25 protein-coding genes are annotated in these 20,793 nt (G+C 55.6%); all 25 read right to left on the reverse strand.

The window, feature by feature from the left end:
* Positions 1-6: 6 nt before the first annotated feature.
* The 25 genes from R3F50_01810 to R3F50_01930 all read right to left on the reverse strand — a co-directional run bounded on the left by R3F50_01810 (position 7) and on the right by R3F50_01930 (position 20,721).
* Positions 7-465, reverse strand: a complete 459-nt coding sequence (locus R3F50_01810; protein ID MEZ5489037.1) for a TIGR03751 family conjugal transfer lipoprotein — start codon at positions 463-465, stop codon at positions 7-9.
* A complete protein-coding gene (locus R3F50_01815) occupies positions 410-1,846 on the reverse strand; it encodes a TIGR03752 family integrating conjugative element protein (GenBank protein ID MEZ5489038.1) in 1,437 nt (478 codons plus the stop codon). Before R3F50_01815 ends, R3F50_01810 begins: the two co-directional genes overlap by 56 nt.
* Before the next feature lie 21 nt (positions 1,847-1,867).
* Positions 1,868-2,674 (reverse strand): TIGR03749 family integrating conjugative element protein, encoded by an 807-nt coding sequence (locus tag R3F50_01820; GenBank protein MEZ5489039.1) that lies wholly within the window; start codon positions 2,672-2,674, stop codon positions 1,868-1,870.
* Positions 2,671-3,348, reverse strand: a complete 678-nt coding sequence (locus R3F50_01825; protein ID MEZ5489040.1) for a TIGR03746 family integrating conjugative element protein — start codon at positions 3,346-3,348, stop codon at positions 2,671-2,673. Before R3F50_01825 ends, R3F50_01820 begins: the two co-directional genes overlap by 4 nt.
* Positions 3,320-3,700: a TIGR03750 family conjugal transfer protein gene (locus R3F50_01830; protein MEZ5489041.1), complete on the reverse strand. Its 381-nt coding sequence runs from the start codon at positions 3,698-3,700 to the stop codon at positions 3,320-3,322. The genes R3F50_01825 and R3F50_01830 overlap by 29 nt, the downstream gene beginning before the upstream one ends.
* 42 nt (positions 3,701-3,742) lie before the next feature.
* Positions 3,743-4,120, reverse strand: coding sequence for a TIGR03745 family integrating conjugative element membrane protein (locus tag R3F50_01835; protein MEZ5489042.1), 378 nt, complete (start codon positions 4,118-4,120; stop codon positions 3,743-3,745).
* 111 nt (positions 4,121-4,231) lie between these two features.
* Complete coding sequence (locus R3F50_01840; protein ID MEZ5489043.1) at positions 4,232-4,462, reverse strand: TIGR03758 family integrating conjugative element protein; 231 nt, start codon at positions 4,460-4,462, stop codon at positions 4,232-4,234.
* An 8-nt stretch (positions 4,463-4,470) separates the two neighbouring features.
* A complete protein-coding gene (locus R3F50_01845; protein ID MEZ5489044.1) occupies positions 4,471-4,773 on the reverse strand; it encodes an RAQPRD family integrative conjugative element protein in 303 nt (100 codons plus the stop codon).
* 240 nt (positions 4,774-5,013) lie between these two features.
* Positions 5,014-7,287 (reverse strand): ATP-binding protein, encoded by a 2,274-nt coding sequence (locus R3F50_01850; protein MEZ5489045.1) that lies wholly within the window; start codon positions 7,285-7,287, stop codon positions 5,014-5,016.
* The gene (locus R3F50_01855) at positions 7,284-9,065 is read right to left on the reverse strand and encodes a metallophosphoesterase (protein MEZ5489046.1); all 1,782 of its coding nucleotides are present in this window, start codon (positions 9,063-9,065) and stop codon (positions 7,284-7,286) included. Before R3F50_01855 ends, R3F50_01850 begins: the two co-directional genes overlap by 4 nt.
* 127 nt (positions 9,066-9,192) lie before the next feature.
* Positions 9,193-9,783 carry a 3'-5' exonuclease gene (locus R3F50_01860; GenBank protein MEZ5489047.1) on the reverse strand — a complete coding sequence of 197 codons (591 nt, stop codon included), beginning with the start codon at positions 9,781-9,783 and terminating at the stop codon, positions 9,193-9,195.
* 5 nt (positions 9,784-9,788) lie between these two features.
* Entirely contained in the window at positions 9,789-10,481 is a 693-nt protein-coding gene (locus R3F50_01865) for an RES family NAD+ phosphorylase (GenBank protein ID MEZ5489048.1), read from the reverse strand.
* Positions 10,478-10,879 carry an MbcA/ParS/Xre antitoxin family protein gene (locus R3F50_01870; GenBank protein ID MEZ5489049.1) on the reverse strand — a complete coding sequence of 134 codons (402 nt, stop codon included), beginning with the start codon at positions 10,877-10,879 and terminating at the stop codon, positions 10,478-10,480. Before R3F50_01870 ends, R3F50_01865 begins: the two co-directional genes overlap by 4 nt.
* A 72-nt stretch (positions 10,880-10,951) precedes the next feature.
* A complete protein-coding gene (locus R3F50_01875; protein ID MEZ5489050.1) occupies positions 10,952-11,683 on the reverse strand; it encodes a TIGR03747 family integrating conjugative element membrane protein in 732 nt (243 codons plus the stop codon).
* Positions 11,684-11,685: 2 nt separating this feature from the next.
* The gene (gene traD, locus R3F50_01880; GenBank protein MEZ5489051.1) at positions 11,686-13,800 is read right to left on the reverse strand and encodes a type IV conjugative transfer system coupling protein TraD; all 2,115 of its coding nucleotides are present in this window, start codon (positions 13,798-13,800) and stop codon (positions 11,686-11,688) included.
* An 11-nt stretch (positions 13,801-13,811) separates the two neighbouring features.
* Positions 13,812-14,399, reverse strand: coding sequence for an integrating conjugative element protein (locus tag R3F50_01885; GenBank protein MEZ5489052.1), 588 nt, complete (start codon positions 14,397-14,399; stop codon positions 13,812-13,814).
* A complete protein-coding gene (locus R3F50_01890; GenBank protein MEZ5489053.1) occupies positions 14,386-14,946 on the reverse strand; it encodes a lytic transglycosylase domain-containing protein in 561 nt (186 codons plus the stop codon). The genes R3F50_01885 and R3F50_01890 overlap by 14 nt, the downstream gene beginning before the upstream one ends.
* Before the next feature lie 12 nt (positions 14,947-14,958).
* Complete coding sequence (locus tag R3F50_01895; GenBank protein MEZ5489054.1) at positions 14,959-15,771, reverse strand: TIGR03759 family integrating conjugative element protein; 813 nt, start codon at positions 15,769-15,771, stop codon at positions 14,959-14,961.
* Positions 15,761-15,988 (reverse strand): hypothetical protein, encoded by a 228-nt coding sequence (locus tag R3F50_01900; GenBank protein ID MEZ5489055.1) that lies wholly within the window; start codon positions 15,986-15,988, stop codon positions 15,761-15,763. Before R3F50_01900 ends, R3F50_01895 begins: the two co-directional genes overlap by 11 nt.
* Entirely contained in the window at positions 15,988-16,368 is a 381-nt protein-coding gene (locus R3F50_01905) for a pili assembly chaperone (protein MEZ5489056.1), read from the reverse strand. The genes R3F50_01900 and R3F50_01905 overlap by 1 nt, the downstream gene beginning before the upstream one ends.
* A gap of 243 nt (positions 16,369-16,611) precedes the next feature.
* Complete coding sequence (locus tag R3F50_01910; protein ID MEZ5489057.1) at positions 16,612-17,463, reverse strand: Sir2 family NAD-dependent protein deacetylase; 852 nt, start codon at positions 17,461-17,463, stop codon at positions 16,612-16,614.
* A gap of 19 nt (positions 17,464-17,482) precedes the next feature.
* A complete protein-coding gene (locus R3F50_01915) occupies positions 17,483-17,905 on the reverse strand; it encodes a hypothetical protein (protein ID MEZ5489058.1) in 423 nt (140 codons plus the stop codon).
* A 74-nt stretch (positions 17,906-17,979) separates the two neighbouring features.
* Positions 17,980-18,846 (reverse strand): integrase domain-containing protein, encoded by an 867-nt coding sequence (locus tag R3F50_01920; protein ID MEZ5489059.1) that lies wholly within the window; start codon positions 18,844-18,846, stop codon positions 17,980-17,982.
* Positions 18,847-19,685: 839 nt separating this feature from the next.
* Positions 19,686-20,111, reverse strand: coding sequence for a DUF6573 family protein (locus R3F50_01925; protein MEZ5489060.1), 426 nt, complete (start codon positions 20,109-20,111; stop codon positions 19,686-19,688).
* A 94-nt stretch (positions 20,112-20,205) separates the two neighbouring features.
* On the reverse strand, positions 20,206-20,721 hold the full coding sequence (locus tag R3F50_01930) for a JAB domain-containing protein (protein MEZ5489061.1): 516 nt from the start codon (positions 20,719-20,721) through the stop codon (positions 20,206-20,208).
* Positions 20,722-20,793 lie beyond the last annotated feature (72 nt).

The raw sequence follows: 20,793 nt of genomic DNA on the forward strand, positions 1-20,793 counted from the left end.
ATACCTCTACTGGCCTGATAGCGACTGACTATTTTTAGACGGCATCTCGCCGGACACTTCCCCCGCCACTTCCCCGGGCAGGGCGTACTCCACCGTTTCATAGAGGGGAAAGGTAGTCACATAACCCGGTACCGGGGTGCGCTCACTGCCCGACAGGTGAGGAAAGATGTACATCACCAGCGTGGGATTGGGCAGGCGGGGAAATACCGTATCGATCTCATTGGCCGCTTCCCGCACGAAGCCGCGGTAGTGCTCGATGCCCGATTGCGGTAACGACTGACCACCGATCACGCGACGATGGTCGGGCTTTTGAACGTCCACCATGTGCTGGTCATAAATGGACTTCATCGTCGGGCCGTCCTGGGGCAACACCGTCTCTTTGGTGCTGGCGCAGCCGCCCATCAATAGGCTAGTCCAGACCAGAACCAGTGGTAGTTGTCGCTTGTTGGAATAGATTCGCTTCATGGTGAAGTTTCCTGCCATTGGAATGGAAATCGATGGGAAGTTCGTGATCGACATGGATCGCCAGCTCGACGCCGGCGGGGACAAAGACCGCATCGAAACTCTGCGCCTGGCGCTCCCGCAGCCACTGGGCAACTTCCTCGCTGCCGCCGCTCAGGGTTTTGCCCAACACGTATTTGCCGGTCTCTCCAGAGACGACGCTCGTTGCCGTGCCGGCATCGTTGATCAGGGTTGTGGTTTCCGCCTGCGCGGCCGCTTCGCCCGCCGCTTCAAGCGCCATCACGCCAATGCGCTGAGTGAGGAAGGCAGGCGCGTTGGTCTTGCGCTCACCTGTGATACAGGGAATACCGCGCGCATCCGAAATCCAGCCCAGCGGTCGGTTGTTGCCTCCCCCTGCGCTGTTTCCACTGGAACCACTCCGTTGATTGTCGTCACTAGCGAGGGTCTGAATGGTGCCGTCCTCGAACACGAAGGTCACCGATTCCAATTTTCCGGTCACACAGGAGAGGGTCCAGTCGCCGATCGCGGTGCCACTCCAGATCATGCCTTCGATGCCCGGAATGCGCAGGCCATTGGCTGCCAGGTTTTCCTTACCGGTAATCACCTTGAATGGCATGGGGTCGCGCACCTGCCCCTGAATAGGCACCCTGCCGACCAGGGCAGTCATGCCGGTGGAGCCAATCAGGGTGGCATTGCGAGGCACCGTGTAGACCGGCACAGTGCTGTTGAGGGCATCAGAGCCTTTGGTAACCAGCGATTGCACCGGCGGACCCGCGCTGTCGAGCGCGCTACGACCGGTGCGACTGAATCGATTGAGTAGCGTCTCTTTATCCTCGCCGGTCGATGGCGAGAGCTCCAAAGGATTGACCCAAACCAGCGACTCCGAATTCGCAGTGGGTGCGCTGACACCATCTAGCCCGAGCCCGACGGGAATGTCAGAACCCGCAGCCGATGAAGGTTTTGCCGACTGGCCGTAGCGGTTGGACAGGGAGTCCACCCTGGCCGTCAAGGCCGCAATGGCCGAGCTCGTCTCCGGTGACGCGGTGTCGCTCCGTTTGGCTGCCAGGGATTGCTGCACTCGGGTCAGTACATTGTTTTCGATCTGTTTGCGGTCCTCGATCAACTCGCGGTTTTCTTGTTTGAGCGCCGTGTTATCCCGACGCAGGGCATTCAGCTCCGAGGTCATGGCGCTGACATTGGCGGTCAGCGTCTTGATGGTGTCTGCCGGTGAATCGGCATCCGGTTTCGGCGCCTGCGGCACCGCCTCCAAAACTTGAGCCTGCTCTTCATCCGGCGAGCAGGACTTCACGGTAACCAGCGCCGCCATCAAGACAACGGAGCCGGCAAGTAGAGGTAATAAGCGATTACTGGTGACCATCGACATGGGGTAGATTCCACTCCTCTCTCAAAGCGCCACATCGAATGGCCGATCCGAGATCAGATAGACCGCGGTGGTATCGGCTTCATCGCCCGCAGGTAGCAAGCGGTTGTGCTGAAACGTTGCTGCTAACCAGGCCCCGCGAAGTTCACGCGGATCCAGCACCACCGGCCTTTGGGTTCGATTGGTCAACTTGACGGCGGTGACATAACGTAAACCCGCCTTCCAGGCGGCGACGGGGACCGCTTCGATCCGTGCGCCATGCACCAGCTCGACCGGTTCGGCGCTGACGGGAATGGCGACTACACCCGGCTGACGAGGAATCAGTCGTGCGGGTGCGTAGAGTTGTTGCGCGGCATAGCGAGTGAGTGCGGCATACCCCCAGGACAGCGATTGGGTGTTAGATAGCGATTCGGCAGCATTCGTGTACGGTTCCGAATCCAGCAGTATTTGCACATCGGGTAACGTGTAGCTGTCGGCCTCGGAAGGTTCTGCTGACACATCGAGGACATACATCGGCCCCTCGGTTTCCGATCGCACCATGATGCGGGTGGTTTCGAATGGCTCTCTGGCCAACAGGTATAGGGTGCCGTTGATGCTTTGGCTGCGCAGCTGCACTGTCAGTGACTGCGGCAGGCCGATACTCACCGAATCCGGGAAATGCACCAGACGTTCTTCGCCGACGACCAACGGAATCGCGATGGGCGTTTTGTTCCAGACAACACGTTCAGGCGCATTTGACACTGCATCGACTTGTGCAAAGGACAGCAGCGGAATACAGAAACCGAGCAAGGCGATCCACCTAACTGGCGCAAGAAAAAAGCGGGAATTCATTGGGAGGCTTCCTGATTTGTAGTGGCGCTGTTCACACCGGGTTCAGTCAGCTCGGCATCGGTCAATCGACGCGGGCCATCACTGGCGTAGCCGTCGAGCGCCAGGCCCCAGGGATTCGATTCCGGATCGATGGCCTGGCGCACCACGCGAATTGGGTAGCGAATCGTGGTTTGCTTCACTGTCATGCCTTTTACAGACTCCAACAGGTCGAGATCCAGCCAGACGACCCAGACATCGGGTGACAGCACATCGACGCGACGTTCTTCATAACCATGCCCTGGCACTTCATGAACACCGCGCACCCGGTAGGTCAATTCGCCGCGGCGAGCTTTGAGTTCCATGTCAGCGATCAGGTCATTGCGATAGCGCGGTGTCAGGTAGGGTGAGATGCGGAAAATCGCGCTGCCGTAGTCCGTTGCGCCGTTGTCTGGCCAACGATTGAGTTGCTGGAAAATGTAGAACGCGAAGGCGTAGACATTGGCCGGAGGCACTTCCTCAGCCGCAAGGACCGCACCGGAGCGCAGATCCGGCGGCACGTAGACTCGCAATTGCTTGGGCGCCTGACTCCAGCCGATCCAGAGCGCGAGGATGATCAGCCCTTGCAGACCAATGACGATCCACAAGGAACGCAAATGGGCGCGCACGTTATCGATTTCGAGACGGTAGCGGCGCATGCGGCGTCCTCCCGATGTCCCAGGCGCCCGAACGCAATACCCAGGGCGCCCGATAGAGACCCGTCGACTGCAGGCGGTCGCGCAACCATTGCTGGTAGTACCCGTCAGGCCGCCCGCGCTTGATGCGCTGAAATACGGTCGCCATTACCACGACGGTGGCGACCACACCGACACCGGCGATACCGAAACCCATGGTGATGGCGCCGAGCAACCAGGCCAGGAGCAGACTGAGGGGCAGCCAGATCACTATGGCCAACCCCACAATCATACCGAGCTCTGAAGATGAGCAACCTTTAAAGATGACGGGCTCGGCATTGAGCCGGTCCGCCAGGATTTCATGGCCTTTCGACATTCACACCCCCTGCTACGTGCTGTGATTGATGTCAGGTATCTATCAGATGACACCGGCTGCTTCGGTCAGCAGATAGCTGGCGAAGATCAGTACGATGGCGCCAACGATGCCCAAGACGCCCACTTCAGCCCATTCCGCTTTGCCCTGGCGGGCTTCATTGAATTTGGCGAAGCCCAGATAGGCGATCCAGAGAAAGCCCAGAACCGCAATGGCGAGTCCGAGCACCAGACCACCGTCCTTGATGTAGCCCTGGATCAGTCCGATCCAGTCACCCGCCCCCGGAGCGGTACTCGGCGCGACCGGCGTCGGCAATGCCGCCCAGAGCGGCAATGGAAAAAACACCGCGGCCGTTGCCAATAGCGGCCTGCGAATGGCAACGGACGTTTTGCTGAACCTGTTTTCTGTAGTTGATGTACCCATAGGAAATGTCCTCTTCTGTAACGCTGATAAAAATGGGGCCTATCCCCGCATCCCACCGCGATGCGCCTCCGCTTGCCCTTACCGGGCTTTCTCGGTCTCAACTCGATTGACTCACCGCAAATAGAAACCCAACACCATCAACACAATGCTTGCCCTCAACGTGCTCCAGGTCAGGTCGAAGACCGTGGCCTGACCTTCCTGCCAAGCCCGAAAGGTGCCGATGGCAACCCAGATCACCCACACAAACGCCAGCACCAGAACCATCGACGCGACCGCGGTCAGCATCGTGGCTGGGGTAATACCGGAACCGGCTTGGAAAGCTGCTTGTTGTGCCCCTGTCATCGCTCAACCTAGCGACGGTAATCGCCGCGCAGGGGCGGGAAGGAACGTGGTTGAGCGCGAGGTGCATCAATGTGTGACTGAACGCCGTCCCTAATTTGCTTCAGGTCCTGGCGCAGCCAGTCAAAACGAAAACGAACACGGGCATCCTCATCGGCATTTGCCTCGGCCTGCTTGATCAGGGGTTCAAGGGCATTCAGTTCATGGATGATCTTTGCCAGCGCATCGCGCTCGGCATCTGCATCGGCAAAGGCCACCGGTGTGATGAACGAGCCGACGATCAGAAAAGAAGGTAGCCAGAGATGGCGTTGCATGGCACTGCTGCTCCCGTGTGTTGTTACGGGGCATAGTGCGAGAATCAGGGGCGAGGAACGATGGGAAATCTATTCGGTGGGTGGGGTGGTTTTGGGGCTTTCCGCTTGAAGTGTAAAGGCTATTAGACGACGAAGCGATCCAGAATATGGACATCTCGAATCCTATAGCTCTTCTATTATTCCCCGCATCATCGGATGAATGTCGTCTATCACGTAGGATTCATGAAAGAATTCAGCTTATTAAGCGTCCACTGCATCGGAATCTTTTGGCTCCCAGTGTTTAGATGTACGCATATCGATCCAATCACAATGAAGTTCAACCCTTATTTCACCGCTACCAACCGGCACCAAATACGGCTCGAGCTGATTGGGAATCGGAAAGTAGGCTCCTCCATACATTTCTTGAAATGGACGGTTCAGAGGCAGAGCTCCCTCCGCACGTGGCGCGCCATCCACTTGTGCGCTCACTATTTCATCAAGACGGATTTCATACTGAAATGAAGCGCTAACAGTGTCCGAAGCGACATAAAGAATCTTGTTTCCCGCCCAAACTATGCCTCTACTTTCACATTCCGGCAGTAGATCACCATAGGCTTTATATGCTGATTCCGGCAGGCGAATATAAAAGCCCGCAAGCCCCGTCTGCCCTGTATCGTCAATAATCTGCAAAATCCGTGGTTTCTCGTTTCCAGCTGGCTGATCGTCAGTTTGAGCCGTGACTCCATTACCGGCAACATTGACCACCCGCACGTCCGAACGAGTCACTACTTGTCGCCGTCCGCCTTTTCTTACAGTACCAATGTCATCCTTGAGCAAAATCCATAGTTCCGATCGACGCTTGGCAAGCATCTCTAAATTGATTGCGCCATCACCGAAGAAGCGCGGACTCCATTTCTTGAGGGAGGAACCTAAATATTCGCGGCAAAAAGATGCGATCAGGGAGTATAAGAGCTGGTTGAATCCGATGTCCGCGAGTTTGGTAACTTCTTGGTGACGTACATCGACATAAATGTCGATCATCTGACCACCACTATGCTCTTTGACGAATACGGGGATGTCCTCCGTTAGTTTTCCCGGCACGAGACGAAAGTTATGGACCTCGTATGATTTTCCAATGGTCATTTCTAGCTCGCTCAGGAATACGCGCTCGAAACGCGTCAGAACGTCGTAGTGCTCAATGCAATCAATAATTCCATCGAAGGGCTTTGCGCCGCATAACTGCTGAAGATACTTTTGTTCGGCATCTCTTCGATGCTGATCAGACGACAATAGTACGACAACATGCCCGCGAGCCTGCATGATCTGATTCAGTGCTTGTTTTTGCGCCATACCGAAATACACACTTACATTGCCCAGCGTTGCTCGACGTTTTATGTCGCCAAGAGTAATCTCGTTCGCATCGGCAAGCCGTACTCGGACATTGTCAAGATTGCTGATCATGCCTCGTTTTACGACATACCTAAAAATCCGAGTGTGCTGTGAAATGCGATCCGGGGACTCCAGCACAGCGTCGACAGCGACTTTTTCTAACAGGGCCACAATCTGCCCCAACAAGCTTGTTGTTGTCCCATCAAGTGAGTCGCGTCCCGCGGTCGGAACGAAGCGATCGCAGTCAAGGCGCCCTGACACCCCAATTGTGCTGCCAATCTGAGTGGCGCAAAGCTTAAAACCTCGCTTGAAAACGTCAATCGCACCGTTTTCAAATCTGAGTTGCCCCGTTAGAGCTATTGCTTCATCGCCAACATTCAGCCCTTCAATTCCCGCAATAAGTGAATGGCCCCTGTCCTGATATAGGCGACCATCAATGGTGAGATTACCTTCACGCCATGTCTGCGTACCTTTGCTAATTTCAGTTAAGTTGCCCTTATCTTCTACGTTGGAAAATTGACCTTGCGAGATCTTCTCTCCGTTAAAGGAAATTGAGATCGGCACAAAACGTACAAAATCTCTGAGATAATTCCGCAAGGCTTCAATACTTGGAGCCTCACGAAGGTAACCTACTACGATGGTGCCGCGAGGTTTGGCATCATCGCTTTGACTGAGCGTAACGGAGGGAATGGCAATACCAGCGGCTCTAATGTCATCTTGGGAAAGGCATGTATAAGTTCCGTGCTCGGCATCATGGGTTTGCGATATAACTTCTAACTTGTCGCAAACACCAAAATTGGCGAACCCACCGATTCCGAACATACCTACACAACCTGCTTCTAGGGCTTCTCCCGTTCGTTTACCACTTGCCCCAATAGTCCAAAAAAAATTCTGTAGGTCGGTTTCCGACATGCCAATCCCATTGTCTTGTACGACCAACTTTCGATCATCAACACTGACGTTAATTTTATAATTCGTATTCTTCGGATCCACTCCTTCACGCAATGCCTGAATCCGGATAGCGTCGACGGCATTCTGTACATTTTCCCGAACGAAGGCCATTGGTGTTTCATAAATTTGCTTAGAGATTGCGCGCAAGACGCTCTCGAATTCGATTCCAACTTTGAATGATGAATTGCCGCTCACTTTTCCCTCCTCCCTCTGCCCAGAGAAATCAATTCATCCCTCAATTTACGATCACCGGTGGCTTCAACAATTGCCTGACCAATCTGAAGATACGCCCTTTCATTTTCAGGAAACTTTTTTATCCCATCGAAAAGGGCAACCTTTGCCGCTTCGTAGTCGATTTTGTCGATCAGCAATGAAGCAAGGTGTGCGTAGTCAGCAGCGTTCGCTGCTTCTCCTTCTACCAACCGGTTATATATCTCCACCGCCCGCGTTTTTTCTACGTTGTCAGGGGATTGGCTAAGCGACAGCGCCAGCATCCTGCGCGCCTCCATCGCAATAGTCGTCACTGGCGAATCAAGATGTCGCTCAGCCTGTGAGCGTAAGGCATCCCAATCGTGATCTGCGGCCAGTTCTCGCAACAGTTTCAACGTATGAGAAAATGGCTGGCAGGGTTCGACTCCGGAAAGTATCTGTGCATCAGATTCTCTTTCTGCTAACTTTTCACGTAATTCCGGATGTGCGTCACCCAGTTCCTTCAAAATTAATCCGTACCGCAACACCGCCTCACCGTAGCACGTCAGGAATTCTGCTAGAGGCATTCGACCTGCAAACAACCTCATTGGATTTCTCACTGCCATAAATGCTATAGACGCAGTTTTGAGTTGATTTTCCGATTGATTACTCAAAAGATCGAACGATCCGAAGACATGCGCATTACCTACTTCAATAGGCATCTCAGATTGCACTTCAGTCAATAGCGCAGCCAGGTAGTACGCAACTGGCGATAACTCGTTACTGAAATTTACTATCGCACTGCCAAGATCAGCGACCTTGCAAAGCTCAGTGGCATTGATCGTAAAAGGCAGAAGACTATTTTTCTCGTAGGAAAAAGCACCGTCAGATGGCTTGTACTGAAATGTCGTAATAGATTGCTGTGCCTGCATGACATCCAGGCTCACCACACAAAAGGCATTGTGTGAATGCCTCGACTCAAACGCTGCACCAGTAGCAACTGAGAGGCAATGTCCTCCTGAATTCACAGTATTTCTCGTTTCAGGATCATGTAAGTGTCCACAGTGGTAGAAGTGGCAAGATTCTTCAATACGCCATTGAACAGATCGACGATCAAAATCGTTGAGCAGATGGAAAGGGTGATGCCCCATAGCGATAACAAAGTGAGCATCAGACTCCACAGCAATTCTAAGTGCATTGATTACCTGCCTTTCACCGGCCAACAGTTTTCCATGATCTGATGCTCCGCCTTCAGAGAGCCATGCGGTATTGATTCCTGCTATTGCAATGGATAGATTTTCGACATTAATCAGTGAAACGTACCCCAGCATGTCGTCTGTCCATTTTTTCTGCTGCTCAGCAAAGAAACTCTCCTGAAACTCTCGATACGATTCTTGCCGTTGGAGTAGCGTTTTTAATTCTTCTGGAGCTGCAAGAAAGGAATCTATGGCATTCTGGCTCTGAAGTGTCTGACGTGCACCTAAGAAGCACATTCGTTGTCGATCGCGGTCTACATCATGGTTGCCAGGTATGCAGAAAATTCGTTCGCGAGGGACGCCAGTTACCTTTACAATCTCTTCAAAGAAAGCAGCTGCTATATCGTACTCGTGAGGCTTTCCGGCGAAGGCAATATCACCTGTTACAAGTACAAAATCGATCGTACCGAATTCTCGACGACAGCGTTCGATATCCTTGCACATTGACGAAAGTACAACGTCCTGCGCCCAAGCATGGCTGTCCCGCAAATGAAAGTCTGAAATGTGCAGCCAGGTGACACGACGCATTTCTAAAACCTCACGCGATTAATCATTGTCCGATTAGGCGAAAACCAACACATTAATTCGTCTGTTTTGATATGGCCTTCTCCCATATTGATAGAAGAATCATCCTGCACAATTCCATCATGGAAGCTCATTTATGCACTCTCTGTTTTCTAATCATGCCAACCACTTTGGCCGTTTGCAGGCTGTCAACCATCGCTCCATGATGTCCACCAGACTCGGCCCTAGAATCATTTACTCCAAGCACTTTAGTTAAAATATCCAATGATGGACCCCGGTTGCTGCATGGCAAATTCATTGCCTGCGCCCATGGGATGGCCGCTTTCTGACTGCAGAACACCCCTTGAATCTGTGGCATTACCAATGCGTATCGCTCAACGTGATCAAGGAGAATCGGCCAGTCGAAACTGGCGTTGTGAATGACAATGAGCTGATCCTTCAGGTAGCCAGCAATCCGTTGCCACTGCGAATCGAAGGACTCGAACGCGGCGGCCTGTTCGTTGGTAATGCCGTGTATCGACTGCGCTTCTTCTGAAATTCGTTTTTGCGGTTGTGTCTTGAACTCGATGGTTTCCGCGATCTCTCTATTCCTAACCACGGTGATGCCGAGCGTGACAATATCAGGCAAGCCGTTTTCGTCCGGCAGTCCCGTGGTCTCTGTATCGAGGACGATATAATCGTCAGGGAGTTGTGTGAATATCCACAGCAGTTCGTTGTACATCGCCATCACCGTCTACTGCTGCCATCGAGGGATTCAACCTGGACTATCGATCCCTGGTCATAGTGGTACCGCAGGTAGCGCCAATGGATGGCATCCGACAGTACCCTGGGACGCATGACGCCTAAGCAGTCACCCGCTGCTCTCACGCTCCGAAAGTGAACACCGTAACTGTTTGCATCGCGCAAGTTGTAGCCGAGCTGCTGTGCCTCGCGGTAGTCATCGGGATCGTAAATCGCCTCACCGACCAGGTGTCGTATATCGTGCAGGGTAGCCGGCCCCAGTTGTGCACGGATAACGCGCATTTCCTGGGTGGTCTTGTCGATTCGAGACTCTCTCAGGAATCGTGCGCGATGAAACGAGGACTCGGCCACAGCGATCGACTCGTCAGCGGCGCAGTAATAGATACCGAAGTCCCGGTTGAAGCGCCCCCCACGACCATCAACAGGCGGGTGGGTAAATGCCGCCATGATCCAGGAGGCGCCATCACCATAGACACGGTCTTCCGGAGGCACCAGGCGAATATCACCCACTTCATCGCGCAACCTGGGATTGGTCAGTGACTCCACGGCGTACAACACATCCCAATCCTGGGGATTGGAGACGCGCTCGAACAGGTGGATCTGTGGGTAGCGCGAGAGGATGATCCGGTAAACCGGTTCATTGACCTCGCTGCTGGGTAGCGTTGTGATATCGATCACCAGCCACCCCGCTCCGCATCAAGGAAGTTCCTGACTACAGCCAGGTCCACGACCTGACCGGCAAGTATGCGATCCAGCGGTGCCGTGCCGTTGAACAGCGGATTGTCATTGGGGGTAGCCAGCCACTGATCGGCCAATGCCTGGTCGGGCAATAGAATCTGCAGAGATTTGTAGATCCCCAGGATATAGCTCGCCCGCTCCAGCAAGTCCCGGGTCAGCTTGGCCTTTTCGGGCTGGCTCTTCCAGTTGTAGAGGGTCTTCTCATTGCTGAGCCCCAACAGAGTCATCTGCTGAGCGCCGGTCAGGCGCCACTGGCTGAAAATAGCGAAAATCGCCGGCAGCAGTGAACTGGTGACACTGGAACCACGCTGCAGTAATTGTTCGGCTTGTGCGATCATGCTTAACTCCGTACTGTATCTTTACAGTGCTTTGATGCAGCCTAGCAAGCTGTAATAGTACAGTCAAGTGTATCAGAGATACTTTTTGAAGGTGCTGGCCGTGATGGTGACGGCAAAGGCAAAGGCCAGAGCGAACGGCAGGATGATCCAGGACGGATGAAGGCTGAATGGCAGCGCCAGGTAGAGTACCCAGGCCATGATGATCAGCGGAATAGCGGCTTTCTTGGCGTAGTGATAGACAAAAGAGCTCTCCCGGCCCCCGCCCCAGCGCCGTAAATCCCGTCGCACCAGACCATCCACCAGTGCCACCAGAGTGAAAAGCCCAAATACCGGGGTGGCCAGGGCCAGAATGGCCAGTCTCACCGCAAATACTTGGGTGATCTGCATGCCGGCCAACACATAGTCAGACACAGGCCGATAAAGCCGGTGCAGCAGGGGGCGCACACCGGACTCTTCGGTGGAGGGAACCGGCGTGACCCACTGAATGAGATCGACAAGGCCGGTCCACTCGAAGGCGATGGTGTAGAAGCGTTCCGACAAATCACTGGCGAACTGCATGGGCTGCGCGGTCAACCAACTGCGATGAAAATCTGCCCCGAGGAACTGCAGCTCATTCACCAGCATCTGTCGGCTGTGCGCCACGCCCTGCTCCTCCCACCAGAATGCCATCCCGATCCATTCGATCAGGATGGAAAAGACCAGGGAGAGGATCAGCCATTTGAGGCACTGGGCGAACCCCGTCAATACCAGGGAGATCGCTCCCGGACGGGCAACGGTTCGGCGAGGATCGGTCGGTTCCGCCATGCTCAGACTGAGTCACTCGATTCTGCAGGCTCAACCGGCGCCTCAGAGACGCTGTGCCACCAGTGCTCAGTCACCCGATACCAGTGATCGTTGGTGATGTAGCTGCGTCGCATGGCCTCGGCCATTTCCTCAAAATTTCCTGGCATGGCGGCATCGGCGCGATCATCCGGCAACGGAATACGAATTTTCCAGAGCTGCCCCCCTTCCAGTAACGCGAAAGCCTGTCCCTTGGGCAACGTGACCATATCCGCCGCGGTCAGCATCGGCACTTCCGAGACGCTGATCCGGTCCTCATTGCGGGATTTGAAATCAACGCCCGAACCGGGATCCGAGGAATCATCGACACCGGAGACGCTCATCAGGGTGAAGACCTCCACACGGGGCAACTGCTCGGTCAGCATCTCGGCTGTATCCAGTTCTTTCACCCGCAGCATCAGCATCGTATTGAAGTTACCCGCAACTTGCCCGGCTTTGGCGCGACTGCCGATCCGCGCTTCCACATCGGACCAGGTCTGGGTATAGGCCGTGACCTGGAAGCCGGCACCACCGGCCTTGTTCAACAGAGGTACGAACTCGTCCCCGATCAGCTCGTTAAACTCGTCCGCGTGCAACGAGATGGTGGGCAGCGTCTGTCGCGCGCTTTCCGGGAGTGACGTATCGGAACCCGGCGCCACGACACCGTGCTTATAGATCGTGCCCGCGACGGATACCAGGTCCGCGAACATGGAGTTGCCCACGGCACTGGCGACCGTGGTGTCTGTGAGGGCATCGAGCCCGACATACACGATACCCTTGCGCCGCACCACTTCCATCCATTCGAAGATCGGCCTCGCATCCTGCTCGTCCTGGTAATCCGGCGAGATCAGCGCGGCGATGGTGCCGGTCGTCAGCTTTTCCATCAGTGGGCCGACAGAGCTGACGATCTTATCGAAATAGGTCTTGTCGTATTTGAACGCCGAAATCAGGCCATCCAGAACGGGGTCGTAAATGGCCCTTTCCTGTAGAAAGCGCATACAGGCGATGGCTTCCATCGACCGGCCACGCAGTGCATTGGGCAGGTTGCGCTCTTTGATATCCGCGGCGCGCTCCTCCACCAGCGAGGCCCAGGCTTCGATACCGGCCACCTCGGCGCAATGGCCGGCGTATTCGACAAACAGGGGTTCGATGTCGTTGATGTAGCGGCGAATCTGTTGATAGTCCGGTCTACGCTTCAAGGCCACCAGAGCACGCGCAATGATATTGACGAAGCGCCAGGCGAATTCCTTGAAGGCCGCCGAGTTCCCCTCGTTCGGTAACTGATTGGCGATACGGGTGGCGACTTCGGTGATGCGCGAGAAGTTGCCAATGGCGTTATAGCGCGCCGACAGTTCGGGGAAGCCGAGATGGAACAGATAGAAGTCGTCCAGCCGGCCGGCGCGCTTGGCTTCGGCGTAGATGCGGCGCAACAGGTCGGCATCGCCCTTGGGGTCGAAGACGATGACGACATCACCCCGGCGAATGTCCTGGGTGATCAGCAGTTCGGCCAAGCGTGTCTTGCCGACGCGGGTGGTGCCGAGCACCAGTGTGTGCCCGACGCGTTCCCCGAGATCCATCCACACGGATTGCTCAAGGGGTTCAACGGCATGCAGCGCCGGCTTGCCGCCGACCGCGGGTAGCGGCGCCAATGGGTTCCAGCGGGAACGGCTGCGCAAGCCTTTGGCCAGAACCGAGAGTATGGGGATCGACTCCCAGGCCACCTCCTTTTGTCTTGCCCACTGATAGAGCCTGCCCGGTTGCACGTAACGCCGCACCTCGGGCTTCAGCGTATCGCGCAGCCGCTGCGTATGTTGTTGTGTCCAGCGAAAGCCTTTGCCCAAAAACAGCTTATGCCGACTGACGGGAATCTGCGCTGCCCGCACGCGATACTCCGGCAGCCGCTTCATGTGATGTTGGTAGCGCAGTACGCGCCAGGCCTGACGGCCCCGCCACACGCCAAACCCGAAGAAGGTCAACCCGGTGGCCGCCGCGATACCCGGTGGCATCATCAGAGCCCAGGGTGCCAACCAGGCCAGAGTGCCCGCCGCAAATGCGGTGGCGGTGGACCACAACTCGACGGGAGGCCGCAACAAAGCCTCCATCGGATGCGTGCTCACTGCCGGATACCGTCAGGGGTGATCAACACCGGGTAACGATCGATGGCCAGAGCTGCGGCCAGGTCACTCCCGGATCCCAGGGTGATAGACAAGCCTTGTGCCACCTCCGCGACCCGTCGCACATCCGTCTCGGACTCGGCTTGGATCAGCATGCCCACGGCACCAAGATCTTTCAGGACGTCTCGGTGCGAGGCCAACCACTGCAACGACATGGCATCCGATCCGATCAGAAAAAAAGGCCGTGGATTGCCTTGAGCCAGCCGCGCCAGCACCTCGGGACGCAAGGCACTTTCAGCGATATCGCCGACTGTTAGACCGGGTGAGCGTACTGGCAACAGATTGCGAAAGTCCGCCGGGCCATCACTGGACAAGGGATTGGACGAGGGATCGAGGGTGGAGCTTAAGGTTGGCCCGGACGATGGCGAGTCATCCGCCAGGAGTGGCTCAAGCAATGGTGCCAGCGGCCGCGTTTGACCGTTGTCGTAAATGAGCGTCAACTCGGCGAATGCGTTGGCACTCACGCCGAGCGAGAGTGACAGTACCAGCCCATAGATAAGCAACAGCGATCGATTACTGAGCATCATCGGGAACCTCCTCGGTCGCATCGAGCACTTGCGCCCAGCGCTCCTGTACACGGCGGCCATAGCGGTTTGCGCGGGCTGGATCATTGGGTGCGTGGTAACAACCGGCGCTCTCGATCCAGGTACGGTGTTCAATTAAGCAATCGCGCAACAGCGCGGCCGCCACCCGCATATTGTGGTAGGGATCGAGCGCCTGCCAGGATGAACCCAGGGATGACTGGTGATAGCGCCAGCTGACCTGCATCAGCCCGATATCCACGGACGCATCGGTTTCCGCCAATGCCGTCTGCAAGGCCTGCCACGCGCTCTGGCGAGATGGAAAATAGTGCCCCTTGCCGTCGATATTCAGCGCCCACGGCCAGGGGCGAAACTCTCCACGACTCAGTGAACTTTGACCGCTCTCGGTGAGGGCTACCGCATAGAGCAGCACTGGCGGCAGACCGTATTCACTGGCGACCAGCTGATACCCGGCAGGTACCGGTTGCGACTGCGCAATCATTGGCCCACACAGTAGGCCGACCGCACAGAAGATGATCGAGCGACTTGCCATGGCCGGCGCTCGTCAAAACCGCGATACTGGCAGGGGTGCCAACTGGCCCTCCCGGCGCAGTATCAGGACCGGCAGATCCTGACCCTGCTGGCCCGTGTGGCCAGCGACCTGGTCGAACGCGCCGGCATCGATGTTCAGCGTCATTCGGTGGTCGCTGACCCACTGCGGATCGATCTGTTTCGCTGCCGCCCAGTCTCGTATGCGGGATTCCTCGCCGACCGACACATCGATCAGATACAAATCGATGCCGGCAAATTGTTTGATCTGACTGACCAGTCTCTCCAATACGGCGTCGCAGCGCGGGCACTGCGTCTCGGTAAAGAACAACACCCGATCATCGGGTCGCCACGTCAATTTTTCGGTTGCCGTTTGATTTGGTGCGGCTGAGGCTAGGGCATTGGCATCGATCAGCAAGCCATTGGGGAACAGGCGCTGCTGGGCATCGTCGTAAGCACGTTGGAACGCCAGGATCCGCTCGGCGTCGTCACGCATCATCACGGCCCACTGTTCGGCGTAGCGACGACGCTCGTCGTCAGTGCGTGCATGAATACCCAGGACCTCCAGAGGTGACAAGGTCGCCGGGCTCACACTGCCGCGAATCCCCTGCATCAGGGATTCATACCGTTGCCACTCGGTGGCATCCAAACCCCACTGCTCTGCACGGTAAGTCTGGGATTCGATCTGTTGGGTCGTCGACTGCTCGACAGCCTGGAGCTTCGAAGTGTCCGAACCCGGACCCGTGTCTGCGTTGATCGGCAATGTGATGCACAGCCAAAATCCGAGAATCCCGATGCGCGAGGGTCGCACTCTGCGCTCAGTGGTCATGGTCGTTGACCTGTTGATTGACCGTTACGGTCAGATCGCGTTGAACAATGGTCCGATGCGTCGGGTCGCAAAGTTGTACTGGGGATTGACCGGTGACGCCCGGCTCGCTCGTCAGCGTAGCCTTATGGACAGAACGCTGCTCCTGATCAGGCCGCTCAGACTCGACGCCGACCAGCAATGCAGTGACCAACACAATAATCAGAAAGAGCCCTTCCATTAGTGTGTACCTCCGGTCGATGTGGGGTTCAATGCATCGGCACAACGCTCGAAGCCAATGAGGCGATGCACGGAATCCTGGACCAGGTAAAACGCAGGCCCCACTATCAGCCCGATCACCACGTTGAGTGGCATCGGCTCGAAAGCGCGATGCGCATTTGGCAACGGCAGATCGAGCATGTCGATGGTTTCCTCCGACAGAACGGCATGATCTGCCAGGCGATAACCGGAATCGCGCAACAACCAGTTCAAGGCATCACCGACAGTAGTGATGTCGTTCGGAATGGTGATCGACTGGGTGACCGACAGAAGGTCTTGCTGTCCGGTCGTCGGCGCGACAGCAATGACGGAATAGCGGCCAATCTGAGTTTGCGTGTTCATCGCTGAGCTCAGTTGCTGTTCTGCCCATGCGGAGTGGCCCGCGATGGCCGCGCCAGTGCAGCACAACCATATCGATAGGCGACGCGGGATTACGGAATGCTTGGACGAAGACATATTTGGCTCTCGATCATGATGATGGTCGTCATGATCGCCAACCGATCCTCACCCGTGAACGATCAATCCGTTCCGTGGGTGTCGGGTTTTCTCCTAAGCACCAATATCACCGTCTGTTTGCCGTTGAATCTAACGACGACTTAGTTCCTTATCGATTGATAACAGAGCTGCTCCTGCTGTTGACCTCAGGTACAGATGTTCCTTCGTAATGCAATCATCGGACGGATTGACGTTGATGATCGAACAGCCTGCATTTCCTAATCGACATTGAAAAATCAAACGCTCCAAAATGTCTACGCCACCGGAGCAACCAATGACCAGAACACAATCCACAGGCCGTTTGATAAATTGCTCAACCCAGAGCAGGCGATTGCCGTAGAGTTCACCAAAGAACAATACATTCGGGCGCACAGCTGGGTCCAAATACAACGGGATACTCTGAAACGGGACTGTTCTATCTTCCCAAACTTCTCGGTTGTCCTCTTCGCTCCACCGCTTCAGTAGCTCCTCGTTATTTCTGTCGCACAATGCAGCAGAAAAATCAGACGAAAATTGCTCATCCTCTGTATAAGCAACGCGCTTGGGGCGGGCAAGCTGCCACACGCTACCATGTATCTGAGTCACCGCTTTGCTACCCGCTTCCAGGTGCAATCCATCGGTATTTTGAGTGGCGATCAAGAATCGCTCGAACCGACGCTCTGACTCCCATTTTGCGAGGGTACGATGCGCAACGTTCGGCTCACACGATTTAAGGCGAATACGTATTTGGTCAATGTACTTCCAAACGCTATCAGCGTTGCCCTCCAGATTCTTTTTGGTCAGCGTATACGTAAGAGAAGGTGTATTTTCGAAGAGACCGTTCGCCCCCCGATATGTCTGAACGCCGCTTTCCGCAGAAATACCCGCTCCAGTAATGACCAGAACAGACGAGGACCGAGATAGTACGTGGGCACATTCACAAACAATATTCTCATCCACCACAGCGAGTTACTCCGTCACCCTACGTATTTGAAGCCTGGTACGGGAACAACCGACGACCCTTGCGGTAATGGTTTGGCGAAAGCCTTTTTATATCGTGAAACGCCCTTCGATATTCTTCGACCTCCCATTCCCATGCCTCCAACATGTTGAACTTCTCGTCGTATAGAATCCAGATCAAACGATCCCAGTCATAGTTTGTCGCCTTAGGAACCATGGTGACGCGACTACCCGGTTTCCCACTTGGACGATTCGCTTTCACCTGGTATCGAATCTTGCGGCACTCGAAATCTGCGCCTTTTGCGACCGCAGTTTTATCCTGCATGCAGTCGGAGTACTCTGACTCTGGCATCCCCACCAACCTTGATGCATCGAGCTCTGAAATCGGCGTGGTGATTTGTGGTGAGACTCCATATCGTTCCTGCCAAAGGAGCGCTATTTCCACCAGTCTTGACCTTAGCAATTGCGGCACTCCTTTATATGATGGGCTCTCTCGATTGGGCTCTATGAGGCAACCAATTATCTTCCCAAATATACAGCACTGATCTGCTCGCGGGCATGGCCGAGTTCGCGACTGATAATGAGTCGTGCCTGGAGATCCAGCTTGCGTTGGTCGGTGCTGAGACTGACAGCGCTCGGCCCACCCGCGGCCGGACAGGCCCAGCCGGTCAATTGCTCAAAGCGTGCCTGGGCGTAGGCATGGCGCAGGCCATGCAGCTTCGACAGACCCGCTTGTGTGGTATGGCGCTCGTAGGTTCTCAACTGCTGGATGTAGCTCTTCTCGAAAGGAATCAGGGATCCATTCCCGGCCAATCGGTGCGCACGATCCAGCACGGCTCGCTGGTCCTGACGGAGGATCGGCACGACGCGCGTCTTGCCGCCCTTGGTCCAGGACGCCTTGAGCCGGATATGATCGCCCTGATCGGCGAAACCGGGCATGAATTTGATTGCCTCCTCTCTTCGCAAACCGAAGGCGCGCTGCAGCTCCAGGCTCATACGTACGTGGTCATCCTGGATACTCGACAGTGCCTGGCTATCGACTGCGACCGCCTTAGACTCGTTACTGACGAATTGCCGGTCGGGGATGCCGTAGAACTCGTTCGAGCGGGCAATGACATTGCGCCGATCCACTTTCGCTGCCCACCACCGCAAGCAGTTCATGCGGTTCTTGATGGTACCGGCCGCCATGCCCTCACCGAGCCAGCGTTTTACGAGGGCATCCACATGCTTTGGCTTCAGCGATCGGGTGGTCATCCGCCGATACCCCATCTCCTGCAACTGATTCGCGATCTGGTTGAGCATACGCGCACGGTTGGCTTGCGTGCTGTAGCTGCCATCGCGGTTGCGTTTGCACAATTGTTTCAATTGGTAGTTCAGGTCTCTCATCGTGTACTTCCAAAACTGGTAAGTGTTTATGACCAACCGCAGGCACGTAGCCTGACAGGGTCCGCCGAGGCGGAAGGGTCAAGGGACACTACTCCCCGTTCGACCTGATAAGCCTGGTCGCAGGCAACCTGGCTGCTCTTCTGTTGAAGATGGTGCCGGGTAAACCAAGGGCTCGAAGAGCCGTCGTTGATGGTGAGCGTTTCACCTCCTGTTTAATGGGCGGAACCATCGGTCCGCAGGTTGAAAGAAACCGTCGATGTAACGGCGTGCTGAAAGTCGGCTGATTGCCAGCCGGATTTGACGTGGCGATAGCCAGGTTGAAGCGAGGACAACGTCCTGCAATTGAAGAAGCGTTGAAGATGAGCTGCAGCCGAGGCTGTGCGCCGTTGAAGCTCTGACGACGCTGTTGTTGTTTTTGCCATTTTGGATGGCGAGGGCAACTTCCCCCATCCACGTTACCGCCGTGGCCGCGTATGAAGCTCTCTGTGATGCATGGCCGCCAGTATAGCCAGACAGAATTCGCGCTGAACGCATCAATTCGAGCGCAAGCCGTTGTCTTTCCGGGCTCCGCCGCCCTCGTCACTACTCCGCTTCGCTCAGCAGTGACGAGGGCTTCGTGCGCATCAACGCCCACGCCAGGTCTGCAACCTGTCATGACCGTCGAGGAGACAGAGTGGTTCGAGCCTTGGTTACAGTGGAACCATAGCCAAAACGAGGAGTAAGAAAAGCGTTGGCACTTCAAACGGGAAGCGCGATCAAGGAAACAGACAAGCTGATGCGGGGGAGGTGCCACTTTATCCCAAGTGGCCAGGGCAAGGAGCCGATTCTCGTCGGCGATATCAATCTTCATTGGGTAGCATGATCGTGACGACCGGTTCGCCGGCGTCGCCGGGGCCGACCATCAGTTTCAAGCTCAACTCCTGGGCTTCCGTGGATCGCCCGTCTTTCGGCACGCGATACAACGAGAATCGCAGCCGATCACCCGGCGTCGTCGCTGTTCGAATGGCGTAGAACGCCATGAACAGCACATCCCACAACCGGCCGGACTCATCCTGGTAAACCTGAGAGCGGTTATCCCGCTCAGTCCAGGCAACACAATCACACCACGCAGTGTGCGTGAGTGCGACTGGCCACTTGAATCCGGCTTCTCGCGCCATAGGTGTGACATCGATCAGCACACCGTCATCGATCGCCTGTGCACGGCTGTAGCTCGCGATCACAGGACCAAAGACGTCTTCCAACGATTGAGTTTCTGAATTGTTCATAAGGGTTCTCCCTGGAGAAATGAATAACAAAGTTCGGGGAGCACCTCCTACCCATTGGGGAAGAGGGACTCCCCAATGGGTTGAGTGAAAAGCTCTACAGCAATCCACGTTCTGCAAACGAAACCGACTCGCCTACGGTGACCACAAAGTGGTCCAGTACTCGGATGTCGACAGTCGCCAACGCGTCTTTCAGCCGTCGGGTGATCGCTTCGTCCGCATGACTGGGCTCGGCGACGCCACTCGGGTGATTATGAAAAAACATCACCGCAGCTGCGTTGAGGCTCAGCGCCTGTTGCACCACCACACGGGGGTACACCGCAGCACCATCGATGGTTCCCTGAAACAACTCGGCGGCCTCTATGACGCGATGCCGGTTATCCAGGAACAAACAACCAAAGACCTCTGCTTTGCGTTCTGCCAACAACATCCGCAAATAATCACGCGTGTGTTTGGGACTTGGCAGCTCTACACCCGGCTGGTGCAGGTCTTGCAGTACCGCAAAAGCCAGCTCCAGCAGCGATCGTTTTTCAGGATCGTTCAACGACGCCACGCGAATGGCCGTAAAACGGTTTTTAGGATTCACTTTTGACAGTGAGGATTTGGAAGCCATGGGCGGTCTCCTTGAAGAGTCGAGGAAACCCGCCCGGCAAGGGAGAGTGTCCCTCGCTGGGTTGAAAGATTG

Source organism: Gammaproteobacteria bacterium (assembly GCA_041395725.1).
Classification (GTDB): Bacteria; Pseudomonadota; Gammaproteobacteria; order Pseudomonadales; family Pseudohongiellaceae; genus NORP240.